This is a genomic window from Myxococcota bacterium (assembly GCA_040387835.1).
Taxonomy (GTDB): Bacteria; Myxococcota; UBA727; order UBA727; family JABDBI01; genus JAZKCZ01.
On record JAZKCZ010000002.1, the window covers coordinates 520,763 to 544,934 of the forward strand.

Here is a 24,172-nt window from a genome sequence, read left to right on the forward strand (position 1 = left end):
CAAGTCAGGTACTTAAAATTAAAACGATGCCTTGCTATTCCCACCAACATAAAAACTCTAAATTTTGATATATTTAATCTATGCGCTATTTTCTATTAATTGTGTCTTTTTCGGCATTAAGCGCTCATTTCGATCCGGCGGCACTCGAGCACAATGCTGAAATTCTAGGATATGGCTATAAAACCAGCAATTTGCTTGAATTAGACCGTCTCTTAAAGGCCGAGCCCTACATTAAAGTTCCTGAATTTGTTGGCATCCCGGGTCCCGTAATTCAAAAGCTTTTGGCTCAGACAGGTCTTAACCTGGGAAAATCTTGGTCGCAAATCATTGCCGGCCAAGGCATTGGGAGTCAGACATTGGGACAAGCCTTGCAAACCAAGGTTTTGCCCGGTTCTTTTCTCGCTTCTTCTTTAGAGATAGCTGAGCAGATTAAATCGCGCTTTAAGAAGCTTTCTCATGCTCCTTCGCCTGAACTTCAAGCTTTTTTGGCACGGGCCAGGGCTAACAATTGGCGTTTAATGGTTCGAAGCACGGGTAAAGAAGATACAGATAAACTGGCAAACGCAGGCGGTAATTTAAGTGTGGGTAATGTGCCTCCAGAGCACGAGGCCGTTGTCAAAGCGATCGGGCAAGTCATCGCTTCCTATTTTGAGGAAAAATCTCTTTCGCAGCGCCTGAGTGCTGGTGATCAAACGCTTTTTGACCTGCCGCTGACACCGGTTTTAATCCAGCGCATGATTGGCGAAGAGCTTAATGGCGCGAGCGACCCAGCTAAAATCCCCGTAGGTTGCGTGCTCTATACTCAGGAAAGCGCCGCTAAAATCGCTGAAATTTACACGTTGCAATGCGCCTTCGGCCACAATGAAGGTGTTGTCGAAAGTCTTGTACCTTTGGATACTTACTACATACAGCCAGCCGGCCAAATTCAAAGCGTGATTAAACGAAAAACCAAGCGCATGGTGCCCATGCTTGAGCATGGGGTGTTTGGTCTTGAAGAACAAAAAAACCCTGAGTCAATTCAAACCAGGCCTGCTCTAGGTCAAGCTGCCATCCAGCTGGTAGCGAAAGCAGGCAAACGGATCGACGGCTACTATCGAAAACGTATGGACATTGAGCTGGTTTACGAACCCTGGTCAAAGAAACTTTATATCGTTCAAGCTCGGCCGCTGGTCATCCCACAGTCTACCCAAGAACCTAGCTATCTGACTGAAGTAACATCTTTCACTAAAGACGAGGTGTTGCGTATCACCAGCATTAGCCCTGGTGATAGCGCGGTACTTCGGGTTAACCGCCCAGAAGAAATTTTGAGCGCTCGCACCCTTGAGGACGCATTGCATCGCTATACGGGTTCAGGTCTCGATCGAACCAGCCTTAAGACGGTGATTGTCCAAGATCAGGCTGATCCAACCAGCCATGCTGCTGCGGTGTTTCGCGGTGATTCCAAGACAATTTTTGTGACCGATGATTTAGCAAGTCTCGAAGCTTGGCTCAAAGAAAAACCCCTTAATATTATGATCGATAGTCAACGCGGGTTAATTTTAAACATCAAAGCCCAAAGTTGGGCCACTGATGACGCGAGGGCCTTATTCGAAAAGCGCATCTTAAAATCAGGCTGGCTTAGTTACCCTCTGCCGTTTCGTGTCAGCGTGGGTGCGCATCAACCCGAATACTGCCTAGCACCGCAAATGCGTGCCGAAACCTTTTTCGGCGAAATCACTTGTTTAACAAGCCGCCTCGAAAAAGAAGTACGAGAATTAAACCGATTCACCGAACTCATGCGCGCCCGGGCCCATTGCGATTTAAGTGAACCTGGCTGCTTAGAGCAGCAGGCCCTTGCTAGCCAGCTGTTGCCGAGGTTAGAAGATTTGAACACGCATGCTCATGAACTGATGGGCCAGATCAGGGCCGATCCAAACCATGACTTGCCCGAACTCCTGGCACTATTTCCCAAACGCTTCTTAGAAACTCTCGTGAGCCAACCACAAAGGCCAAGCCTTGCGCTGCCTTCTTACTTGGAAATCATCCAAACTGAATATGATGAGGGAACCCACTTTATCCAAGATAATTTAAAACCGTTAATTGAAACGCAGATTCTGAGCGAGCGCATTTTAAGAGACCCAGAGCTATTCAAAATGGCCCAGTTAGGCGAGAAAGCCTCTCTAACGGAAAAAACCAGCCAGCGTTTTATGCGCTTCGTGGACCAAATACCTGATTTAGAAAAACCAAAACTTTTGGAACTAATCACGGCCTTCGACAATTTGGGTATCTTGCCCATGTGGCTCAACGGCCAATTTATGTCAGTGGCCAAAACCGTCGACGCGCAGGAAATTCGGCGCCCCTACGATTGGCCACTGCTAAAGCCAGACTATGGTTTCTCTGCCCCGAGCGGCTCCAAACTTCTTGCTGAATTCCACGCAGCCTATCAAAGCTCGAAAGCTTACCTGCAGACCCTTGAAGATAAAAAGGCAGAACTTGCAAGTTATGACTTGTCTATTTGGAGCAACCCAAAAAACTTTGAAAAAGCGCGTCAGGATTTCAAGAAGAAATTCGAGAACTATTTTATCAGCTCACATTTCCTAGGTTTCAAAAATGACCTTCAAATCATGGCTGCCACCAGTATCATGGAACAGTATGTCGAACTGTTTGATAACTCGATAAAAACACTCAAATCGACCCCAAATCCCAGCGTTAAGAATTTCAAGACCCGCATCGAAGACTATCTAGACCTATTGAAAGCGTGGGGGCCCGCTGCTCCTCAGGAATACGTGAAATATTTTCCGCAATGGGATCTACAGCGATATTTGAAACAAGTCGACGAACTACTATCAGCAAAGAAAGACCTAGAAGCAACAGAGTTGCAGCCTTCTCAGATGTTCAGTGTGGCCGCTGCAGCAATAGGCGCTGCAACCGCGTTTGAGAGACATTTCCCCGTCAACTTAGAAGATTTTTTCACGCTCGTTCACCAGTCCCTGAATACCTTCATGGGTGCCTGGAACACCAAAGCCCTTGGCGATTTGATAACTCCAGACAATTTTGGGCATACCTGGCGTCAATTACAGGATCCACAATTTCCAGTCTTCTTAACTGGCGTGCGTGTTGGCAACGGGCAGCTTAACTACTCAATTAATATGCCCCTTCGAAATCACAGCGCCAAGTTTAGACTTAGTTATCAACGTGCCAACAATAGCGTCGATTTCACGGTTCACTTCCTAGGACCTGCAAGAGACCGCTGGGATATGATTCGTGATTACACCCTGCTGCAATGTGAAGAAAGCAGGATCGCCATTTCAAATATTGTCCAAAATGACTCCGAACTGGAGTTCACCCTTGATTCAGTGAATCTTAACTCGACCATGCCCATTGATTCATTTAAAAACGTGGTCGCTGAAATTGCCAACGAACAACGTTTCCCCCCTGCCGTGTTGAATAACATTACTCAAAAATTACCCGGACAGGCTTTAGCCGACTGGGTTTTGAAACATGAAGCATTTGGCATAGCAAACGCGTTGTACCCAGAGAGCCTTGTGCAAGAGACGGCTCTGCAACTGGCAGCAAAGGGCGCAAATAGTTTGGAAGTGACCAAGCAAACTGCCGCCATCTCTCTCATGGCTAGAGTCACCCGCAATAAAGCTGGCATTCCAGAAGCTCTGGCGTTGTTAAGTAAATTATCGAAAGTTCCTAATATTTCGATTCAAATGGCATTATCTGAGTTAACCGACAGTCTGGTTCGCGAGGAGGTTGGTTTTAAGGAAATTGCTCAGATCGCCGAAGAGAACTTATACCGCCCTGAATCCGTGCTAAAAGCAGTAGCTCTCGTATATTATTCGCAAATTATAACCCAAGAGCAGTACAGGGCCACTGCTTTAATAGCAGCGGAAGAAGCACGCACATATCCAGACACACTTGTTAAACTCGCGGGTCTCGAACTGTTGTCCAGGTTAATAAGATTTGATTTGGGAATTGAGTCTGCTTTTGAGTTAGCAAAACAAGAAATTTTAAGTCCTGACCCGAATATTCAAAGGAGCGTAATAGCGATCCTGACAGCCTTGTTGAATAAAGGCCTTAAGGTAGAGCCTATCCAACTATTAGCAAGAGAACTGACTCAAAGCAAATCTCCTCTTGCACAAGCAAAGGGGCTAAGCTTGTTCGGGCCGTTAGTTGGAAGACAGATTGGCGTAGAGGAAGCAAAGGCAGCTATCGAGCAGGCTGCCTCTAGCGACTCACCCGAAGTTCTTCAGACTATTGGCAGTATTCTCATGAATTTTCAAATTGGAAACTCTGATAATGAGTGGGCACTAAAAACAATTCAGAAACTTGCCAACAGCAGCTCAGATGAGGGATTCAATGTAGCGGTTAATGCGATGAACAATTTATTAAGTAAGAATATTGGGACTGATTTTGGGAGTCAGCTAGTAAAAAGAGCTCTGGATCGTCCTTCGGCAAATTCGCAGGCAGGCGGCCTTCGATTGCTGTCAAGTCTCGTTCGAAAAAAGCTAAACATTCAAGAAGCCTTGCAAGCAATAGGACAGCTAGAACATAGTCCCAGCGCCAATGTGCAATTGGCTCGTACAGACCTTATAGAGGTTTTAGCCTCTGAGGGTTATGCTTTGAACGAAGCTGCAAAAGTTGCCATGGCTCAGATCAACAGCACTAACCCCACCAGCCAAGGAAAAGGCCTCAGCTTACTCGGTACCTTAGTCCACAGAGACAAATCCATTTCAGAAGCTTTGCAAGCAATCAATAAGCTAAAAAGCAGCACGGATCCCTATGTCCGATCACAATGCACGTATCTCCTCAGCGTCTTAGTCTCTCAAGGTCATGCATTGGAGGAAGTCTTAAAAATCGCTGTGCAATGGGCCAATAGCATAGACCCAAATGCCCAGACAAATGGGCTTAACTTGATGAGCGATCTGGTTCAAAAGGATTTGGCAATTTCCGAAGCCTTAAAGGCGCTTCATAATCTGACCGACAGCCCGGTCGGGCACGTTCAACGCGCCCGATTACAACTCATAAGCATTCTGACCTCAAAAAACCAGGTTTTGCAAAATGCCTTTGAAGGGGCAACAAAGACTGCAATGAGTTTAGTTAACAGCGTTAACCCCGGGAGCCAAGATGAGGGATTACGACTGTTGGCAGAGTTGGTAAGGCAAGATCAAGCGATTCCAGAGGCTTTGCAAGCGTTCAAGCAGCTCGAAAATGCCTCAGACACCAATGTGCGCTCATCCAGATCACAACTTTTAAACAGTATAATTTCTAAAGGGTATGCCTCAGACGAAGCCCCAAAACTCGCCATGGATTGGGTTAACGACTCGAACCCAAGTATTCAGGCAAATGGGCTTAGTTTATTCACCAGTTTGGTGCAAAAAGATCTGGCGATTCCCGAAGCCCTGCAAGCAGCAAGACATCTTGAAAGCAGCACGTCCAGCCACGTTCTATATGCTTTGTCTAGCCTGTTGGATGCCCTATTGTCGAAGGGAAAAGGTACGGAAGAAGCTCAAAAAATTGCCCTGGATTGGGTTAATAGTTCGGACCCAAACGCTCAGGCACGTGGGCTCAGCGTGTTCGCTAAGTTAGCAGGCAAGGAGTTGAGCTTGCCGGAAGCATTACAGGCGGTCAGAAAACTATCTAACAGCACCGATGGCCAAGTTAGGTCGAATTGCCTAAGCTTGATCCAAATATTGGTTCCAAAGGGAGAAGGCTTAAATGAGGCTCTGCTATTGGTTGAAAAAATTTGGACGAGTGGCGACGCCTACGAGCGTTCAAGCGTGTTGCATCTGCTAGTCGAGCTGGTCAATAAGGGGGCGGGCCTAGAGCAAGCACCACAGATTGTTATAGAGGCCGCAAAAACCTCCGGAATCTATGCAATAACCAGTTTGCTGAAGGCACTGGTTGCACAAAAAACGGAACTTGAAACTGTCGCTGCAGCAGCCAAAGTGCTATGGGCGCGAAGTGATATTGACAAGTGGGACCGCAGCAACATTCTAAAACTCTTTGACTCTCTGGTAGAACAAAACTTTGGTCTTGAAGATGCCTTTGAGATAGCCTCCGAGGGTGTTAAGCTCAATGTTCAACCCATACAAATTAACGCCATTGGAGTGTTCACAAATCTCGTCAAGCATGATTACAAATTGAACGAGATTAACACTTGTCTTGAACAAGCCATTTTGGAACCAGAATTTATACCCTATAACCTAGAGTATTTGAAGTATGAGTTAACTCGGAAAATAAAAGATATGCCCAAGGTACTGAAATAGAGTGACCGTTAAGACCGCTTAGTACACCATGCCCATTGCTTTCCTCACTTCCGCAAGGGTTTGAATTGCAACCTATGGCTCTGATTGCATTTTGAGACATACACATTAACTGCCTTTTCTCAAAACCATGCTCACTTTACCTCTTATGCACATCAACTGGGCATTGCTACCGGCGCAGTTGAGGTTGTCGCTGGAACCGCGGCCATTCGTGCCATGGATGCCTACCTCTATCCCTTATGTGTTTACCACCCTATCACAATGGTAGAATGCGCACCAATGGATCCGAACATAAACGCTCTATAGTAGACCTAGGTTATGGCAACGCACTAAATCGGATCGTAAACAACCATCTGGTTTATTAGATCGCCTTTTAATAAAGCATACCCATCGCGTCCATGACTTGCTACATGGATTGCCGCAGTTGCTCGTTGCGCTACATTTAGCGGATGGGAGGAAAACTACCCAAATATATCGCTAGAAACTCCTCCTCAGTAAGGCAACTTTGCGCAATCTGATCCCAGTAAGCAAACGCTCTTCCCACCGGTCGACCCTGAACGTTAAGGAGGCGATAAGAATATTCAGCAATCCATTCCGTAATCGCACTCCATCCTCTACGAGTGAGCATAGCCACTGAAGACAAATATATTAATCGCCCAATGGCCTCCCGCGCTTGCAGCTCGGTAAACGTATTTTTCCCTGATTTAATCAAATTAAATTGCTCTTTTAACCGGGGTAAATAAAATTGGGCAATTGCTTCACTGCCAGGATGGACTAAAAACATCGCCGATTCAGCATGAAAATTCGGGTTAGGGCCAACCACTCCCGAAATAAGGCTTCGGCCGAATAGCCATGGCGATCTTGCGTTGGGACGAACGCGGGTTTCAAGATATAAAATTCGGCAAGCGCTTGTACCTTCATTCACCGCATTAAGAAAGCGCAAATGGCGACCTTCAAACACGATGTTTCCGTCAGCATTAAAGTCCGAACGCTTCATGATGCGCCCTCCACCGCTGCTCGCCATTATGGTAAAAGCAGTAATGTAGATAGGGAACGAACCTGCTTCAAATGAATCTATATTAGGCTGGTAGCAATCGATTTCACGGATTCTGTATTGAAGATTTTCGTCGAGCGATGTCCAGTTTTTTGAGTCTAGATTGTAACGAGCTAATATATCTCCAAATCGGTGTCGCATAATAGGATACAGCATTACCAAGGAGCCAGACACCCTATTTTCAGTCCTGAATTCGCCAAATTGGGGCGCTGCCTTTGACTCAGTGTCTACTGCAATCTTCTGGCGTGTTGATGCAAATAATTTGATAATATCGTCAAACGATCTCTCGCTTTCAAGCGCGACCGCTATTATTTTTTCTCTCGCATCTTTGAAGATTTCATGACCTTCTTTATTCCCATAAGACATTAATGTATTCCGACCTGGGTCTGCAGAATTTTGACGTTCTATAAGCGGAGGGTTATCTTGCATAATCCCAAAAGATACAGGCCTCAAATATTGAAAATGTCTGCCTCGGAGCATTAAAGTAATTTTTCTTCGCGCAGGATTAGCCCCACCCAATGTTGTCCTGATTATCGGCGCGTCACCATTTTCAGGATAATAAATTATTTGAATTTCCACATCCAAACTATCAGCGATAATGTCTAAGATCCCAGCGTCGTGCAACCCGAAGCCAAACATGTGAAATCCATGTTCGCTCTCTGGAGCGCCAATATGGTTTAATATGTAATCCTGAACAGTTCCTTGAAAATCGGCTTCAATCTGATCATTTACTATCCATTGTTGGTACAAGACACTATCCGCAATAGGAGCGGACAATAAGAGATTAACCAAATCTGGCCTCTCAAATTGAATCCCAGCGTGCGCCAAGGCTGCAAAAAAACAGTTATTATTTAATCCAGACGTTTCCACAATTTCAAAACTTTGGTCGCCGATTGTAATCTGGTTTCCTCCGAATTCTGTCCCAAAAGTATGATGGCTCACAAACTGTTGAGCCACGCCAAATAGAAGAGTAGCAAGATTCAACATTGAAAAAGAGCCTGCCGGTTTTGGCATTGCCCAACTAAAAGAACTCAATAAAAACAACGCAAAAATTGATCTCATTGAATCAAAATAAATAAACCGTTTAGATAGTCAACTAAGTCAGATGCACAAAATTAAAACGGTGCTTTGCTACATGCAGGCTATCCACATAACCCAAAATATTGGTTAAATCGTTTTGCCGCGACAGAGGAAAATGCATGTCTTGCCTTCACCCAAGTTTGGGCTTGAAGTGATATTGACAAGTGGGAGCGCAACAACATTCTGGAACCCTTTGACTCTGATGCAAGTATACGTTAAATGCCGCACGTGAAATATTTATTTGTTGTCTTGTTAACACAAACTGCATTCGGGCACGAACGCAATGTAAACATACTTAAAATTCAACCTAATTCCTTGGCATATTTGGCAGGATACTATGAGCCGGTCACATCTTTCTGTTCAAATTTGGTTTTGGCTCGATGCGCTCATTTGGCGCCCTCACCTATCAGTACAATCTTATACCCGGTCTCGTTAATTGCGAGTGCGGACAGAGCTCTAGCCTATTTTTTTACCTCTGAGGGCCCGAATAGAGCTGAACGTTCTCAAGATAATCGGCATTTTCAGTTTTTAGATTTCGCTTTAGCTCTAAATCCGAATTCACTAATCCTAACCCTCTTTAAAAGCATGCTTAAAGATATGTTACCCTCATTTTGTAGCATTCACTGGGACGTCAAACAGTGTGAGAGGGATCTGGAGGCCGGCGCTGCTCAAGGAAAAGAAGCTGGCTTTTTTGACAACTCCTATATCGCTCAAGAACTCACCTTTTTGGCCCTGCCCTTAGTCAGTTTAGCGTCTAACCGGATTACCAAGCCAAACGCACTTACTCAAACCGATGGGGAACAAATTGTCATATCGGATTATCGGGTAACCGACGCGCGTGTTAATGATTTCAACGGACTGGGTTTTCATGAGAAAGTCGTAATTCTCTATCACGATTATGGTGACGGACAGGGAGATTTACAGACCGCCAATAAAATTGGTGCTATATTGCTAGAACTTGGCTACTCGGTTTCAGTTCAAGGTGCCTACGAATATGGACAAAAAAAACCTCTTTTCGGCATTTCTGTGCCGTTCACTCAATACGACTTTGCTAACCAGCAAATTCCAAGTTTCGCCATTGTAGAATGTGGCTTCTCCCCTGCGCCGAGAGAGCCCTCTTTGGGGATAGGGGAAATGCATATTGGTCTTCTTTTGGACCCAGATTTGATGCGTTTATCCTCTAAGCCCATTCATCAAGCGGCATCTGTTGACAAGCTATCGACTGCAGCAACATTTAGACACAAACTGTTAGATGGAGACATCTATTTAGGGTATTCTACCCATTGGGAGATGCGAGCTGCTTTCGCTCATATGGCGGAATCCATGTCGAGAAAACATCACCGCAAGTACACAGTAATCCTCGTTGGCAATGGGCAGGTAAATCAATACTTCTTGCCTTCTAATCCTGAGGGGGAAATCGTTCAAGTTCACAGATTAAGTCATGAAGACTTTAAGACGCTACTGTTGATAAGCAGATATGCCCTATCGACGGGAGAATGCAGCTTACAAGAAGCATTGTCAGCAAGAACACCAGTCATCTACGAACAACGGGAACACAAAGTATCATTTGGCGAGCAGCTTTCAGCTTTAAGTACTAAATCTCTTTGTCCGGTCTTGGTACAGAAAGACGTTCCTGCGGAGCACAATCTCCGCGAGATAGGAGTTGGCTGGTCAGAAAATCAATAGACCATTCCCATAGCCCGACGCAACTCACCCAGCGTTTGAACCGCTATCTCCCGAGCTCTTGCATTGCCGGCCTGAAGAACCTGCGTGAGCAGCACACGATCTTTCGAAAAGTCAACACGACGTAAGCGCATCGGCTCTAGATATGCGTTCAAACTCTCGGTCAACAGACCCTTAAGGCGGCCGGCGCCCTGATCCCCGATTTGTTCAGCAATCCGCTCAGGTGTCTCACCCGTACAAAGAGAAATCAGCCTCAGAAGATTGGCCACTTCCGGCCGGGTATCAGGCTCATAAGTGATATGCCGCTGGGCGTCTGTCTTGGCACCCTTAATCAACTTAGCAGTTTCGTCTGCTGTAGCCTTCAAAAATATGGCATTATTGCGACTCTTACTCATCTTCTGGCCACCATCCAAACCTAAAACCACAGGCACTTCGCTTAAAAGCGCATCAGGCTCCGGAAAAGTAACGCCATATTTATCGTTGAAACGTCTAGCGATTTTCCGGGAAAGCTCCAAATGCGGCAACTGATCTTTGCCCACTGGCACTAAGTTACCTTTGCAAAACAGGATATCTGCCGCTTGATGCACAGGATACATCAGCATTGCGCCATTCATAATATTAATGCCAGCGGCTTTTATCTCTTCCTTAACTGTGGGGTTACGTTCAAGCTCAGGCACGCTCACCAGCGTTAAGAATGGCAGTAACAACTGGTTCAATTCCGGAATATAGCTATGCGCAAATATAACTGTCTTGGCATTAAAAGGATCAAGACCTACCGCCAGGTAATCGAGCAAAATCTCATGTACGTGCGCCGCAATTTGGCCTGCGCTCTCGCGATCCGTTAGAACCTGGTAGTCCGCTATAACAATAAAAGTCTCGAGACCTAAGTTTTGAAGTTTAACGCGGTTGGCTAAAGTTCCAAATAGATGGCCTATATGCAAAGGCCCAGTCGGCCTATCACCCGTAAGAACCCGATATTTACCCGGGCTTTTATGCAAATCCGCCCAAATGGTATCGCTCTTTTTTTTGGCTTCTTCAAAGGTGTCTGCATGCATAGAGCCTGCAAAGTGACCTAAAACCCACTAAAAATCAATCGGACGACCGCGATTCCGATTTTTCGGGAGCCAGCTCCCAAATAATCTTGATTTTTCGGGATTACTGTCCTAAATTATCAGAATGCAACGCAGTTTAGAGCCCTATATTATCCAAGATTTGGGCAAGAAAATCATTTTGATCACCGGCCCACGCCAGTGCGGCAAGACCACGCTTTCAAAGAGCCTATCTCAAAGTTATGATTACTTAAACTGGGATGCTAGCGCAGACAGACTCATTATTAGAAACAATCGCTGGGACAGACAAAAAGAAGTCATCATTTTTGATGAACTGCATAAAATGCCCAAATGGAAATCCTGGCTAAAAGGGATTTACGATACCCAAGGGCTAAAACCCAATTTGCTGGTAACAGGCAGCGCTAAATTAGATACCTATCGAAAAGTAGGCGACTCACTGGCAGGCCGCTATTTCCAATACCGTCTACACCCATTCACTGCCAAAGAATTAAAGGACAGTTTCAGCGCAGAAGAAGCTTGCGAGCGCCTGCTCAAATTCGGAGGATTTCCTGAGCCCTTTTTGTCGGGCACTGAGAGAGACTATAACCGCTGGCGCCGCAGCCACTTAGACATTATCTTGCGACAAGATATGCTGGATTTGGAAGTTGTGAGAGATATTCAAGGCATGGAGACTTTGACCGAACTCCTCCGCTACCGGGTCGGGTCGCCCATTTCCTCGAGCTCTCTGGCGCGAGATCTTCAACGAGATCCTAAAACGGTCAAAAAGTGGCTACAAATCCTCGAAAATTTATATGTCATTTTTAAAGTACCCCCCTATCACAAAAACGCTGCCCGGGTACTACTCAAAGAGCCAAAATACTACTTCTTTGACAACGCCCAAGTGGCCAACAACGAAGGCGCAAAACTCGAAAATCTTGTTGCTACTTCTTTAAAACGCGAACTCGAATTCATCGAAGACACTGAAGGGACCGCAGCAAGCCTGTATTACACCCGATCTACCGATGGTAAAGAAATCGATTTCCTAATTACTCAGGCGCAAATTCCGACATATCTCATTGAAGTAAAGCAGAGCGACAGTTCACCTGCCAAGGCATTTAAGCACTTTCACCAGTTTTGGCCTACAGCACAAATGATTCAGCTGGTATACGAACTAAATAAAGAGCAAACAGTGCGCGATGGACCACAAATCCGAAGCCTAGCTACTTGGATTAGCGAGCTTTCTTTAATCTAAACATCCCTGCCATGGGTTGACTAAACTATTCAGCGAAACATAAGGACGCATGAACGTTCTATTTACGATCTTCTTCGCATTTACCGTCGTTGCTGAAACAAAACCGATTGAAAAACCTAAAGAGTCCTACGAAGTTCCCTACTTGCTAGGCTACTATGAACCCGGGATTGAGTTTTGCACAAATTATCTGCTGTCGCTATGTGCGAGCAGTAATCCTTTAACGATTCCTTTAGCAATTCCCATGTATCCAATTTCTCTATTTGCCAGCCTAGATCGCACAATTGCGTATTTTAGAACTCCTAAAGGATTAGATCGAGCCGAACGGTCGCAAGAAATGCGAATTTACTCCAAATTAGACCCTCTGCTCGCCTACAATCCCAACTCGCAACTGATACGATTTATAAAACAAATAATGAACTCCATTCTCCCTTCCGTTTGTGACGTCTACGCTAACTCCTATCAGTGTCAAGTTGCACAACAATTGGGTCGTGAAGATGCGCGATTAAAGGGCCATAATGACATCTCTTACATTGCTCAGGAACTTACATTTCTGATGACACCTTTGGTCACGCGGTTGAGTTTTCCTAGAGCGCGACCGCAAGAAAGTATGCAAGGCCCTAAAGCAAATCAGATTGTTGTTTATAGGCCCATCGCACCTGTTCTTGGCTGGCATACCTTAGTTCCCGCCCATACTCAAATGGACGATGTTTCACGCATTCATTTTAAAATGGACGCACTGCTAATGCTGGTTAGAAGGATAGCTGCCGAAAAGTATCCAATTTTAATTATGTCACTAGATGCAACTTCCATAAAAAAACAGCTAAAGTTCCTTAGAGTGCAACTGCAGGAAAGCACGCAAGACCCTAAGGCAAATCAGATTGTTGTTTATAGACCCCTCGCATCTGCGCTTAGCTGGCGCAGCTCAGATAGGGTGCAAAATATTAAAAATGAAGTGGCAAACTTCCGCTCAGAACTTCTTCAAACACGTTTAACAATCGACGAAGTTTCACGCACTCATACTAACATAGAGGCATCATTAGTAGACATAAGATCAGACCTTCTTCAAACAAGTTTAACAATCGACGAAGTTTCACGCACTCATACTATGATAGAGGCATCATTAGTAGATATAAGAAAGGAAGTTGTGAAAACATATGACATCTTAGCTACATTACTTTGGCAACGCTTGCTGCAATTTGCAGAACGTCAAGCATGCATCGCTCCAGAAATCGCAACGTTGATGACGCCTCGCGTTGTAAGCGGAGCACCAGACATTAAAAAGACGCATAGTAAGTCGGCAATCCTAAAATTAGAAGGTGATTTTGCTGACAAGCGTTGCCAGCTATTGGAAGGTATTGCAAAAATTAAGACAAGCGATGATTATTCGCGCATCGAAATTAGAATTACAGAATATGCAAAAGACGTAGAAAGTGCGCTGGCATGCCAGCGCTTAGCGCTCCTTCAAGCATATTCAACAGATGAAGACACATCACACACCCGCGCTGAAATTGACGCTTTAGAAACACGCTTAAGAGAGTCAACTGTCGACATGTATAGTCTAGCCCAAAAAACGCTAGAAGTTGAACTTAAACTTGCACTTTATTAAAAGCGTATGAAACAAGCCAAAGACAAGTGAAAACCACCATTGCCTCCTGAAATATGTTGTTCCAACGCTCATTAGGCTGGTGCATGAAAGTTGCCTAAAATTAATATGTTTCGTGGCATGAAGGGACCTACTAAAGTCTAAACTTACCTGCACTGCGGAGCAGTGGCTGATTATAGCCCCAGGTGCAGCGAAACGGAACCTGAGGGTTTATGAACACTCCCCCAACCCAATAGAGCCGGAGGCTCGGCTAAACCCTGCGTTGAGTAAGGCCCCAAAGGTTCATTCGAACCTCAGGTTCTTCCATTTAATTAGGCATCTGGTTAACCCGCAGGTTTCGCTGCGCTACACCTGGGGCTTTATTCGGTCACTGCTCCGCGGTGAAGACGAACAAATTTTATCTTAAGATAGAAAGCGCAGCCTGATTGAACTGCGGAGCAGTGGCTGCCTATAACCCCAGGTAGAGTGCAGCGGAACCTGGGGGTCTATGAACACCGCCTCATCACCCATTAGAGCCGGAGGCTCGGCTGAACTGCTCGCCCGCCAGTGATCTTCCCCTGACCTATTGACATTATGTATGAGATCGCTACAAGTCCAAGGTTCACGCTTTTGGGAGCTTATTTTATGAAAGTACGAGCCTCAGTTAAGAGGATTTGTGACAAGTGCAAGGTAGTTAAACGTCGGGGCGTCGTGCGTGTTATTTGCGAGGATACCCGTCATAAGCAAAGGCAAGGATAAGATTAGATTATGGCACGTATTGCAGGCGTAGATTTACCGCGAAACAAGAAAATGGGCATCGCCCTCACTTACATCTATGGTATTGGCCCAGTCAATTCCATTGATGTGCTCACTCGAGCTAAAGTGGATGCAAACAAGCGCACTGACGCTCTAACCGAAGATGAAGTCGCTCGCATCCGTGATGTGATCGAAGGCACCTACAAGGTAGAAGGCGATCTCAGGCGCGAAGTTTCCATGAACATTAAACGTTTGATGGATCTTGGTTGCTATCGTGGTCTTAGGCACCGTAAAGGTTTGCCTACCCGCGGTCAGAGAACCCACTCCAACGCCCGTACACGTCGCGCAAAACGCAGTTCTATGGTCCGTCGTTAAAGATTTGGTGAGAATTTAAATGGTTGCAACAGCAAAAACAAAAAAACGAGTTAAGAAAAACGTTACGCAAGGAATTGCTCACGTTTACACCACCTTTAACAACACAATCGTGACCATCACAGACACCACTGGTGCTGCTGTGTCTTGGTCTACTTGCGGTGCTAAAGGCTTTAAAGGCTCTAAAAAGAGCACACCTTTTGCTGCTCAGGTAGCCGCTGAAGAAGCTTGCCGTCAAGCAAAAGACCACGGCATGAAAGCTTTGGAAGTGTACATCAAAGGCCCTGGCGCTGGTCGTGAATCTGCACTACGTGCAATTTCAAGCTGCGGCATGCGCGTCACATTGATTAAAGATGTCACACCTGTACCCCACAATGGTTGCAGGCCTGCTAAGCGCAGAAGAGTTTGATTTTAATACAGTTTAAGAAGGTGATTTCATATGCATCGTAATTGGCGAACACTGATTCGGCCTAAAGGTTTAGTCGTTGACCGAGATGTCAGCACTGAACGTTATGGAAAATTTGTCCTAGAACCTTTGGAACGCGGCTACGGAGTAACCCTGGGTAACTCCTTGCGTCGCATTCTGTTGTCTTCTTTGCAAGGCGCCGCAATCACTGAGTTTAAGCTTGAAGGTGCTCAGCATGAATTCATGTCTCTTCCTGATGTAAAGGAAGACGGCACGGAAATCATCCTGAATCTCAAAGAAATCAACTTAAAGCTTCATGAAGGCACTTCAAAATCCGCTCGGATCTCTAAAAAGGGACCTTGTGAGATTCGTGCTAAAGACATTGAAGCTGATGCTTCTTTGGAAATCTTGGATCCTGAACAATACATCTGCACCGTGGCCGAAGGCGGCGTGTTCAAAGCTGACTTGACCATCAAGAGCGGCCGTGGATACGTTCCAGCAAGCCAGATGCGTGATGAAGAGCAACCGGTTGGGACCATTCCAATCGATGCTTTGTTCAGCCCGATCCGCAAATGTAACTACCATGTAACCAACGCCCGCGTGGGTCAGCAAACTGACTACGACAAATTGGTTATGGAAATCACCACCAACGGCTCAGTGTCTCCTGAAGATGCTCTCGGCGTTGCTGCGAAGATTTTGAAAGAACAACTCACTGTGTTCATCAGCTTCTCTGAAGATGAAGAACCTGTTCTTCCAGAAGCAACTCAGCGCGTTGATCGTCTGAACGACCACTTAAACCGTACGGTTGACGAGCTTGAACTCTCCGTTCGTTCTGCGAACTGCTTGGCCAACGCGAACATCCGTTTGATTGGTGATTTGGTTCAACGTACCGAAAGCGAAATGCTGAAGACAAAGAACTTCGGTCGTAAGAGCTTAAAAGAAATTAAGGAAATCTTAGGTGAAATGGGTCTTTCATTAGGAATGAAGATCACCAACTGGCCAGCAAAGCCAGGCACTACACCTACGGCAACTCCTTTGGAAAACAGTGAAGGGTTTTAATCATGCGTCACTCAAATAAAGGTCGAAAACTTAACCGAACTTCTTCTCACCGAAAGGCAATGTTTGCGAACATGGCTACTTCGTTGTTCAAGCACGAGCAAATTCAGACAACCGACGCTAAGGCTAAAGACCTTCGCGGCGTTGCTGAAGGCCTCATTCAACTCGGTAAACGAGGTGATTTGCATGCTAGAAGACAAGCTTACCAAACCATTCGAGACCAAGAAATCTTGAAGAAGTTGTTTGATGTCATTGCACCACGCTATCAGACTCGTCCAGGCGGTTACACCCGCGTGCTCAAATGCGGAACCCGTAAGGGCGATGCTGCACCGATGTCTATCATTGAACTTGTGGCTTAGAGCCATAGGCTCGTTGTGGCGAGATAGCTCAGTTGGTTAGAGCGATGGTCTCATAATCCATAGGTCGGGGGTTCGAATCCCCCTTTCGCCACCAATATGGCCTATGACCCCTCCAAAATAGAATCGAAGTGGCAAACCAAGTGGGAAGAAAGCAAAGTCTTTGAACTTCCCCGCGATCTCGCTGAACTTCGAAAAAAACCCAAATATTACGTGTTAGATATGTTTCCCTACCCTTCCGGGGCAGGCCTACATGTCGGGCATCCTGAAGGCTATACAGCCACAGACGTCATCGCCCGCATCAAACGCGCGCAAGGCTTCAACGTCATGCACCCCATGGGTTGGGACGCTTTCGGACTACCAGCTGAACGCGCCGCTGTTCGCGAAAACATCCATCCTGCGATCATTACCAAGCGCAACATCGATAATTTCCGCGGCCAAATCAAACGCCTGGGCTTTAGCTACGACTGGTCCAGAGAGGTCAGCACCACAGATCCAGATTATTACAAATGGACCCAGTGGATCTTCCTAAAGCTCTACGAAAAAGGCTTGGCTTATCTATCCGACGTCCCCGTCAACTGGTGCCCCGCACTAGGCACGGTACTTGCTAACGAAGAAGTCAAAGACGGCAAGTACGTAGAAACTGGCGATCCGGTAGAGCAACGCGTCATGCGCCAATGGATGCTAAAAATCACTGCTTACGCGGAAAGATTACTCGAAGACCTAGAAGGCCTAGACTGGCCCGAAGGCGTCATCGAAATGCAGCGCAATTGGATCGGTAAATCCGAAGGCTTGCTGTTCACAGCAAAAGTTAAAGGCATCGATCTTGAAATCCAAACTTTCAGCGCCCACTTCGAAGCGTTTCATGCAGATACCTATGTTGTTATAGCTGCCGATCATCCTTTACTGCCCCGACTGCTAGAGGGAGTTGAAAATGCCGATGAGATTGCCACTTTCTGTCAGCAAATGGTTGCAAGCCGCGGCGCTGAAGAAAACCCCGAACCAAATGGCATCTTCACAGGCCGATATTTAGAAGACCCCATTAACGGTGTCGATATCCCAATTTGGGTAGCCAATTTTGCCATTGCGACTTATGGCACGGGCGTAGTAAAATGCTCGGCTCACGATGAAAGAGACTTCAAGTTCGCCAAAAAATTTGGCATCCCTTTAAAAATAGGGTTAGTTCCACCAAACAATCCAGAATTGGAAGAACGTGTTCGAAAATTCGAAGTCTGTTACACTGACATGGCGCATGGGATTCTGGTGGACGCGGGCCCGTTCACAGGTAGACGCGCCGGAGAATGTCGTGACGCTATCATCGCTTACTGCCAAGAAAAAGGCCACGCGACCTCAAAAGTTTCCTACAAATTGAGAGACTGGCTATTTTCCAGACAACGCTACTGGGGTGAGCCCATTCCCGTTGTCCATCTGGAAGATGGCAGCTTGCTACCTCTTTCCGAAAAAGACCTACCCTTAGAGCTACCACCGGTCGACGCCTATAAGCCCACAGACACAGGCGAGCCCCCCTTGGCCCGTGCATCCGAGGACTGGCTCAAAGTACAACTCCCCGGCGGGCAAATCGGCCGCCGCGAAACCAACACCATGCCTCAATGGGGCGGCTCCTGCTGGTACTACCTACGCTATCTAGACCCTCAAAACGCTGAGAAATTCTGTGCCTCTGAGCTCGAGCAATACTGGATGCCAGTCGATCTCTACATCGGCGGCGTTGAGCATGCAGTATTGCATCTATTATACGCGCGCTTTTGGCACAAAGTCCTGTTCGACTGCGGCGTTGTCTCAACCAAAGAACCTTTCCAAAAGCTCTTCAATCAAGGGATGATTCTAGCCCACAGCTATCAAGATGATGCCGGCAAGTATTACTATCCAGAAGAAGTCGAACCAAAAGGCAATGGCTTCGTGGTCAAAGCTTCAGGCAAGGCAGTCAAAACCCAAGTCGAAAAGATGTCGAAATCTCGCTACAATGTCGTGAACCCAGACGACGTCATCGCGAAATATGGTGCCGACGCGATGCGTCTGTACGAATTGTTCATGGGGCCTCTAGATCAAGTGAAACCATGGCAAACCTCAGGCGTTGAAGGCGTGTATCGTTTCCTACACCGCGTCTGGCGCTTAGCTGAACGCGAAATCTCAAACGAGCCAGGTGCAAGCAACCCGGCCTTGTGGTGCCTATATCACAAGACAGTTAAATTGGTCGAAGAGCATACGCTAGCTCTCAAATTCAACACAGCTATTTCGCAAATGATGATTTTTGTGAATGAAGCGACTGCTTCTGCAACTTTGCCGAAAGAAATTATGCAGGGGTTCATCCGCATCCTCGCACCTTACGCACCTCACATATGTGAAGAGATTTGGGAGCAAATGCGCGAAGCAGGCTTTGTGAGCGCATCCGTCTGGCCTAAATTTGACCCTGCGCTATGCGAAGATGACGAAATTACCATTGCGGTGCAAATCAACGGCAAGCGGCGCGATGAGATAAGGGTTGCCAAGGGAACGGCGAAAGAGGTCCTCGAGAAAATGGCCCTGGCTTCTGAACAAGTACAGCTATTTTTGAACGGCGCTACGCCAAAGAAGATTGTGGCTGTGCCGGACAGGATTGTTAATATAGTGGTCTAGACCGAGGATCGGCTTCTCTCCCTAACGGAGTACTCGGATGGGACAGCAGAGAGGCTTCCTGCCTTTCGTCAAGTACGCCGTAAAATCTAGGAACAAGTTCCTGCTGGGTCGTGCCATGTTGGTCGATAGCTGTATTAACTACCAATCAGATCACACAGGCAATTACACATATTTCGCAGGTGAAGACGTATCCGAAATAGCTGAGCTACCTGAAGGATTCGTCTCTCACCGCATTCCAGCCCAACATTATGCAAAATTCATGACTGAACCAGGACCATTACCGGGCGTGGTTATCCAAGCCTGGATGAGCATTTGGAACATGACAGACGATGAGCTTGGCGGAAAACGCACTTATGAAACGGATTTCGAACTGTACGACATTCGCGCTCAAGATCCCGCAAATGCCGTGGTCGATATCTATATCGGGTTGAGTCCGACCAATAGCTATTGAAGTGCTAGATAGCCGGCGATGCCGACTACTGCCGCTACTCTTACGGAAGCTTTGGCTATCGCCATGCCTAGGCCGAAACCTGCGGTTGATCCAACCACTGCCGATGCAACACAATGGGCTACGTTTTTTCGGGTCTCTTTATGAGGAATTCGATCTTCCAGCAGATCATCCGTGTGGTCTACCGTTATATGGAAAGTCGCATTGACGACATGGATACCAACGTTTGCCACTTTTTTTAACATTTCCAGTCCAGCCTGCAGTTCATCCGCGTGGTCTAACGCTATATGGAAAGTCACATTGGCGACATGGATACCAACGTTTGCCGCTTTTTCTAACATTTCCCGTCCAGCCTGCTGAGCGAAACCGCCTTCCGCATTGGCTTGGACTGTCACAATTAAAGCCGCCAAAACTATAACTCTCTTCAAAATACACATGCACTAACTCCTATTTAAGATTTCATCAATATACATGAAAAACATGAAAAGTTATCGTCTATCAGATCCTCATGAAAAGATTCAGGGCTCCCTACGCCAGCAACAGCATTCCAAGCCCGATATACGAGGCGCTGAATCAAATTTTTGACCACCCGAGCCGCGAGTAAATCGTCCTGCCGAACTGGCTGTGCTTTTACCTGGAAGGTCCAAATTATCATCAAACAAAAAGTTAATTTTCTTAAAAACATCCTTGCATCGATGTCACTTTCTAAACAATGCGTAAACTTGCTTCCTTAGGCATTGTTTTGCTAAGTTAAGCCCTGGCAAACAACCGGCGTTGAAGGCGTCTACCGATTAAGGTCAACCTCTCTCCTCACAATGGGCTTTCAACCAATTTTCGCAACTCCTGTAGTCGGGAAGGTACTGGCTTAAGCTTTGCAGCTCTTTCAATCGAATCTCGAACGGCATCAAGATAGCCCAGATATGCCTCTATGCGAGCATGGGTCGCCTCAGTAGTCTCTTTGCGGTTTCTTATACCCCCGAACGCTCGAACTGTTTTAACACCTTCAATTAACTGTTTAACAGCTAAATCGCCACGTCCTTGGGATATATGGTAATTTGGCTGCACGATGCCGGTAAGTTCTCGATATTGAGCGAATTCAGTCGCTCGTCTGGAATAGCTCTTCACCACCTCTGCGACGGTATCTTCCGACATGGCATGTTCGCTTTCCAAAATAGTTTTAATGGTATCCAGGGAAAGAGGCGGGAGCCCAGTCAGCGAATCCATCGTTCCTTCTGGCATTGTTCTCAATATATCGCCCACTTCCTTCGACCGATTGTACGCCAACGCAGAAACCAGCTCTTCTGTGCTGAACGCAGAACTCGGAACACCTGACTTGACGGGAGCTTCTCGAAGTTTAGCAATAATTGCCGATGTTATCACTGGATTCCCAGTCGCTAAAGCAATTTGCAAAGCAGTTACATTGGGGGGGGGATTTGCCGAGCTTTCGACTAAAGCAGCATGGTAACGGTCTTCGGCCTGGTTGACTGCGTCCCTCAACTGAGAATATTGAGGGCTGCTTTCATCACCAGCGTCTAGAGCACTGGTCGCAGTTCGATACTCCTTGTTAGCATCATGCATTCTCTGAATCGCTTTTTTGTGTTCCTGAAGATGTTCAGGGGTCGTTAAACCGACCGGCTGCCTCAGCTGTGTGGGAGTCGCTCTTCGGATCATATCCAAAGTCTGGCCAACCCGTTCCGGCTGATCAGAGGAAGCTCGAATAAGGCGGGTCAGACCGTTGTCCCCATTAGTGTCTCGCCAAAATTTTTCGCTACCAGGATTATTTAAAGTCTCTTCACGCTCTTCAGCCTGCTTTTGCAAATATTCATTAGCTTTACCTGCCTCTAATGCTTCTCCAAGCCTCCTCCCGAGGCGGGGCGCCGGATTCGCAGTTCTAGGTTGTTGTGGGTTCTGGGGAAGTTCCGGTTCTCGAGGAGGGCTAATGTCCAATCTGCTTACCGATCTGCTTACCGGTCTGCTTACCGAACTGTCTAAACTATCCTCTAAACGAGACTGAGAAGTATCAGACCCACTTCTTCCTTCGCTTTTGAAATTTAAGTTATCATTTGATTCAGATCCAGATGAACCAGGGCGCATTTTATCCATAAATTAAGCTCCTCTAATATAAATGATATCAGAGCATTGATTTGGTTTGCAAATGTCAGCATTCAAGGTCCCATAAAACGAATGCCTAGCTTCCTATGACATAAGCAGCAACACCGACCGCTTAGACGAGCCAGGCGCAAGCAACCCAAGTTTTTGGCGCATGTATCACAAAACAGTCAAGTTAGTCGAAGAACATAAGACAAAGAAACTTTAGAAAAACTAGCTTTAGCATCCGAACAGGTTCAACTTTTCCTAAATGGCGCGCAGCCTAAGAAGATTGTGGCCGTACCTGACAGGATTGTTAATATCGTCGTGTAGAATACCTATCGAGAGTAATCGGTGTACTGGGATGGGCATGTAAAGAGACTTTTTGCGCTTCAGTTAGTTCTCCACAAAATCTACGAACAAGTTCCTGATGTGTGGTGCCCATTTCGTCAGTAATGGTATTAACCGTTCGGTAGTAAAACACCGTGTTCACAGAGTCCCAAAGACTGCGCAAACATTTTCTATCGGATTGATAAATATTTTGAGCGGATTCGCTAAGCGAGTAGAAACAAGCTCCTTCAATATGGCGCAAATTGCGAAACATTTGGGTCCGATCCATAGGCTCCGAAATATGGTTGGTATAACACGTTCGCAAGTGCTGACTGTGAGTGCATCGAGATAGCCTACCTTCAATATGCTCGCGGTAGCTCTTTCCATGTGCGTCTGCCGTTGTCATGACCACAAGATACAAACAAAAAAACCGATATTTCATTAGCCCTAACTCCAGCCGTACAACCAGTTGCCTGGGGATTCCATGCCCAATTGCTATTATCAACCCAAGTCGTCAGTCGAGCCTTCGGCTCTCTCACGTATTATCCGACATTGACCCCGGGTTCCGCTGCGCTTCACCCGGGGCTGTATTCGGTGTCCGCATCGCGGACCAGGAGCGGAACGCTAGATTTTACGATTTACGTTTGCACCGCGAAGCGGTCTGATGAATACAGCCGCGGGTGAAGCGCAGCGGAACCCTGGGTATGGTGTATGCCACCACCCCCTGAGAGCCGAAGGCTCGGCTGAAATATTAATGTACCATCCTATTAAAAGCAAAATACCCCGCCACGGAAAAGGCAGCGACTAGCCCCGCTCTAAATACCTGAGTGCCCATTCCCAATGCTTTGCTGCCCATGGTGACGGTGGCTCCCGTTACGACTGCGCCGGCTGCTGCAGGCAGGTGATGCATTAGACTATTACTTCCAATACTCTCGGGATTTTCGTAATAATATCCTCCTAAAACGGCGCCTGTCGCTGTTAGGCCTGCCCAATAGGGGTGGCTCACAAATGCACACATACTTAACGGGATCACCACCGCAGTGGATGCTGCAGCAGCCTTCGCAACCTGTCCGCGCGTGCCATCGTGCACGATATGATCTTTCAATAGGCTGTTCGCACCTGCTTCGATTGCGTTCCAAGTAGTATTAAGCGCACAAATTCCACCTTTAGCAGCGCTCTTCATCGCTTTGATACCAATTTGCTGTTGCAGAGACTCAGCTCCAGCTTGCATAGTGAAAATCATCGAAAGACTGAAAAATATTTTTTTTAAGTACATGCTCATTTGAAAAACATACATCACGAATTTCGTAAGTCAAAATTTGCATTGGTAACCCGGATTTTGCTATCTTGTTGCGCAGGAGTTAATCATGAATTTAGGAAAAGTCATTCTTTCTGTGATCTGCATTATGGTCTTGTGGTTCGGCCTTGACTCGGTGTTTCACGGCATCATTCTGGCAGGACTTTACGAACAGACAGCGCACCTTTGGCGCCCACTGGCCGAAATGGACCATGTTCAGGGCACTGTATTTATGGCCATCTACGCGCTTTTATTCGTTCTGTTCTACCAGACAATGGTAAGGCCGAAAAATTTGGCACAAGGTCTCAAGTTCGGATGCTGGTATGGGGTAATCTGCGGGTTCGCGATGGGCGGCATGTATCTGTTTATGCCTATCCCACTTCATCTTGCATTTGGATGGTTCATTTGCACCTGGTTAGAGTCGGTTATTGCTGGGCTAGTTGTAGGTTATTTTTTGAAGAACGCTTAGCGTTCTGAC

17 protein-coding genes, 1 tRNA gene and 1 pseudogene are annotated in these 24,172 nt (G+C 46.5%); 13 read left to right on the forward strand and 6 right to left on the reverse strand.

Features of this window, described 5'->3' with window-relative positions:
* Positions 1-80: 80 nt before the first annotated feature.
* Entirely contained in the window at positions 81-6,254 is a 6,174-nt protein-coding gene (locus tag V4534_05225) for a PEP/pyruvate-binding domain-containing protein (protein MES2504264.1), read from the forward strand.
* 439 nt (positions 6,255-6,693) lie between these two features.
* On the opposite strand, the gene V4534_05230 is transcribed toward V4534_05225, so the two are convergent.
* On the reverse strand, positions 6,694-8,367 hold the full coding sequence (locus V4534_05230) for a hypothetical protein (protein ID MES2504265.1): 1,674 nt from the start codon (positions 8,365-8,367) through the stop codon (positions 6,694-6,696).
* Positions 8,368-8,970: 603 nt separating this feature from the next.
* Here V4534_05230 and V4534_05235 point away from each other — a divergent pair.
* Positions 8,971-10,071 carry a hypothetical protein gene (locus tag V4534_05235; GenBank protein MES2504266.1) on the forward strand — a complete coding sequence of 367 codons (1,101 nt, stop codon included), beginning with the start codon at positions 8,971-8,973 and terminating at the stop codon, positions 10,069-10,071.
* On the opposite strand, the gene trpS is transcribed toward V4534_05235, so the two are convergent.
* Positions 10,065-11,123 (reverse strand): tryptophan--tRNA ligase, encoded by a 1,059-nt coding sequence (gene trpS / locus V4534_05240; protein ID MES2504267.1) that lies wholly within the window; start codon positions 11,121-11,123, stop codon positions 10,065-10,067. The genes V4534_05235 and trpS overlap by 7 nt on opposite strands.
* Positions 11,124-11,244: 121 nt before the next feature.
* On the opposite strand from trpS, the gene V4534_05245 reads away from it, so the two are divergent.
* The 10 genes and pseudogenes from V4534_05245 (at position 11,245) to V4534_05290 (ending at position 19,982) form a co-directional block, all read left to right on the forward strand.
* Positions 11,245-12,369, forward strand: coding sequence for an ATP-binding protein (locus V4534_05245; GenBank protein MES2504268.1), 1,125 nt, complete (start codon positions 11,245-11,247; stop codon positions 12,367-12,369).
* Between the two features lie 49 nt (positions 12,370-12,418).
* Entirely contained in the window at positions 12,419-13,975 is a 1,557-nt protein-coding gene (locus tag V4534_05250) for a hypothetical protein (GenBank protein MES2504269.1), read from the forward strand.
* 621 nt (positions 13,976-14,596) lie between these two features.
* Positions 14,597-14,710 (forward strand): 50S ribosomal protein L36, encoded by a 114-nt coding sequence (rpmJ, locus tag V4534_05255; GenBank protein ID MES2504270.1) that lies wholly within the window; start codon positions 14,597-14,599, stop codon positions 14,708-14,710.
* 9 nt (positions 14,711-14,719) lie between these two features.
* On the forward strand, positions 14,720-15,082 hold the full coding sequence (gene rpsM, locus V4534_05260; protein MES2504271.1) for a 30S ribosomal protein S13: 363 nt from the start codon (positions 14,720-14,722) through the stop codon (positions 15,080-15,082).
* A 19-nt stretch (positions 15,083-15,101) separates the two neighbouring features.
* Entirely contained in the window at positions 15,102-15,488 is a 387-nt protein-coding gene (gene rpsK, locus V4534_05265; GenBank protein ID MES2504272.1) for a 30S ribosomal protein S11, read from the forward strand.
* 30 nt (positions 15,489-15,518) lie between these two features.
* Positions 15,519-16,544 (forward strand): DNA-directed RNA polymerase subunit alpha, encoded by a 1,026-nt coding sequence (locus V4534_05270; GenBank protein MES2504273.1) that lies wholly within the window; start codon positions 15,519-15,521, stop codon positions 16,542-16,544.
* Between the two features lie 2 nt (positions 16,545-16,546).
* Positions 16,547-16,894 (forward strand): annotated as a pseudogene (rplQ, locus tag V4534_05275) (50S ribosomal protein L17).
* A gap of 23 nt (positions 16,895-16,917) precedes the next feature.
* Positions 16,918-16,994 (forward strand) — tRNA-Met (locus V4534_05280).
* A 2-nt stretch (positions 16,995-16,996) separates the two neighbouring features.
* Complete coding sequence (gene leuS, locus V4534_05285; GenBank protein ID MES2504274.1) at positions 16,997-19,531, forward strand: leucine--tRNA ligase; 2,535 nt, start codon at positions 16,997-16,999, stop codon at positions 19,529-19,531.
* Positions 19,532-19,568: 37 nt separating this feature from the next.
* Positions 19,569-19,982 (forward strand): GyrI-like domain-containing protein, encoded by a 414-nt coding sequence (locus tag V4534_05290; protein MES2504275.1) that lies wholly within the window; start codon positions 19,569-19,571, stop codon positions 19,980-19,982.
* On the opposite strand, the gene V4534_05295 is transcribed toward V4534_05290, so the two are convergent.
* From V4534_05295 to V4534_05310, 4 genes are all read right to left on the reverse strand, one after another.
* Positions 19,976-20,407: a hypothetical protein gene (locus V4534_05295; GenBank protein MES2504276.1), complete on the reverse strand. Its 432-nt coding sequence runs from the start codon at positions 20,405-20,407 to the stop codon at positions 19,976-19,978. The two genes, V4534_05290 and V4534_05295, sit on opposite strands and share 7 nt — an antisense overlap.
* A gap of 382 nt (positions 20,408-20,789) precedes the next feature.
* A complete protein-coding gene (locus V4534_05300; protein ID MES2504277.1) occupies positions 20,790-21,650 on the reverse strand; it encodes a hypothetical protein in 861 nt (286 codons plus the stop codon).
* A 733-nt stretch (positions 21,651-22,383) separates the two neighbouring features.
* The gene (locus V4534_05305; GenBank protein MES2504278.1) at positions 22,384-22,686 is read right to left on the reverse strand and encodes a hypothetical protein; all 303 of its coding nucleotides are present in this window, start codon (positions 22,684-22,686) and stop codon (positions 22,384-22,386) included.
* 462 nt (positions 22,687-23,148) lie between these two features.
* Positions 23,149-23,679: a hypothetical protein gene (locus tag V4534_05310; GenBank protein ID MES2504279.1), complete on the reverse strand. Its 531-nt coding sequence runs from the start codon at positions 23,677-23,679 to the stop codon at positions 23,149-23,151.
* Between the two features lie 85 nt (positions 23,680-23,764).
* Here V4534_05310 and V4534_05315 point away from each other — a divergent pair, with 85 nt between their 5' ends.
* Positions 23,765-24,163, forward strand: a complete 399-nt coding sequence (locus V4534_05315) for a hypothetical protein (GenBank protein MES2504280.1) — start codon at positions 23,765-23,767, stop codon at positions 24,161-24,163.
* Positions 24,164-24,172 lie beyond the last annotated feature (9 nt).

Excerpts from the sequence above, each read along its gene's own strand:
- V4534_05315 (MES2504280.1), top strand. The coding sequence starts at position 23,765 with ATGAATTTAGGAAAAGTCATTCTTTCTGTGATCTGCATTATGGTCTTG.
- rpsM (MES2504271.1), top strand. The coding sequence starts at position 14,720 with ATGGCACGTATTGCAGGCGTAGATTTACCGCGAAACAAGAAAATGGGC.
- V4534_05270 (MES2504273.1), top strand. The coding sequence starts at position 15,519 with ATGCATCGTAATTGGCGAACACTGATTCGGCCTAAAGGTTTAGTCGTT.
- leuS (MES2504274.1), top strand. The coding sequence starts at position 16,997 with ATGGCCTATGACCCCTCCAAAATAGAATCGAAGTGGCAAACCAAGTGG.
- trpS (MES2504267.1), bottom strand. The coding sequence starts at position 11,123 with ATGCATGCAGACACCTTTGAAGAAGCCAAAAAAAAGAGCGATACCATT.
- V4534_05230 (MES2504265.1), bottom strand. The coding sequence starts at position 8,367 with ATGAGATCAATTTTTGCGTTGTTTTTATTGAGTTCTTTTAGTTGGGCA.
- rpsK (MES2504272.1), top strand. The coding sequence starts at position 15,102 with ATGGTTGCAACAGCAAAAACAAAAAAACGAGTTAAGAAAAACGTTACG.
- V4534_05305 (MES2504278.1), bottom strand. The coding sequence starts at position 22,686 with ATGGATCGGACCCAAATGTTTCGCAATTTGCGCCATATTGAAGGAGCT.
- V4534_05235 (MES2504266.1), top strand. The coding sequence starts at position 8,971 with ATGCTTAAAGATATGTTACCCTCATTTTGTAGCATTCACTGGGACGTC.
- V4534_05300 (MES2504277.1), bottom strand. The coding sequence starts at position 21,650 with ATGATCCGAAGAGCGACTCCCACACAGCTGAGGCAGCCGGTCGGTTTA.
- V4534_05310 (MES2504279.1), bottom strand. The coding sequence starts at position 23,679 with ATGAGCATGTACTTAAAAAAAATATTTTTCAGTCTTTCGATGATTTTC.
- V4534_05250 (MES2504269.1), top strand. The coding sequence starts at position 12,419 with ATGAACGTTCTATTTACGATCTTCTTCGCATTTACCGTCGTTGCTGAA.
- V4534_05290 (MES2504275.1), top strand. The coding sequence starts at position 19,569 with ATGGGACAGCAGAGAGGCTTCCTGCCTTTCGTCAAGTACGCCGTAAAA.
- V4534_05245 (MES2504268.1), top strand. The coding sequence starts at position 11,245 with ATGCAACGCAGTTTAGAGCCCTATATTATCCAAGATTTGGGCAAGAAA.
- rpmJ (MES2504270.1), top strand. The coding sequence starts at position 14,597 with ATGAAAGTACGAGCCTCAGTTAAGAGGATTTGTGACAAGTGCAAGGTA.
- V4534_05225 (MES2504264.1), top strand. The coding sequence starts at position 81 with ATGCGCTATTTTCTATTAATTGTGTCTTTTTCGGCATTAAGCGCTCAT.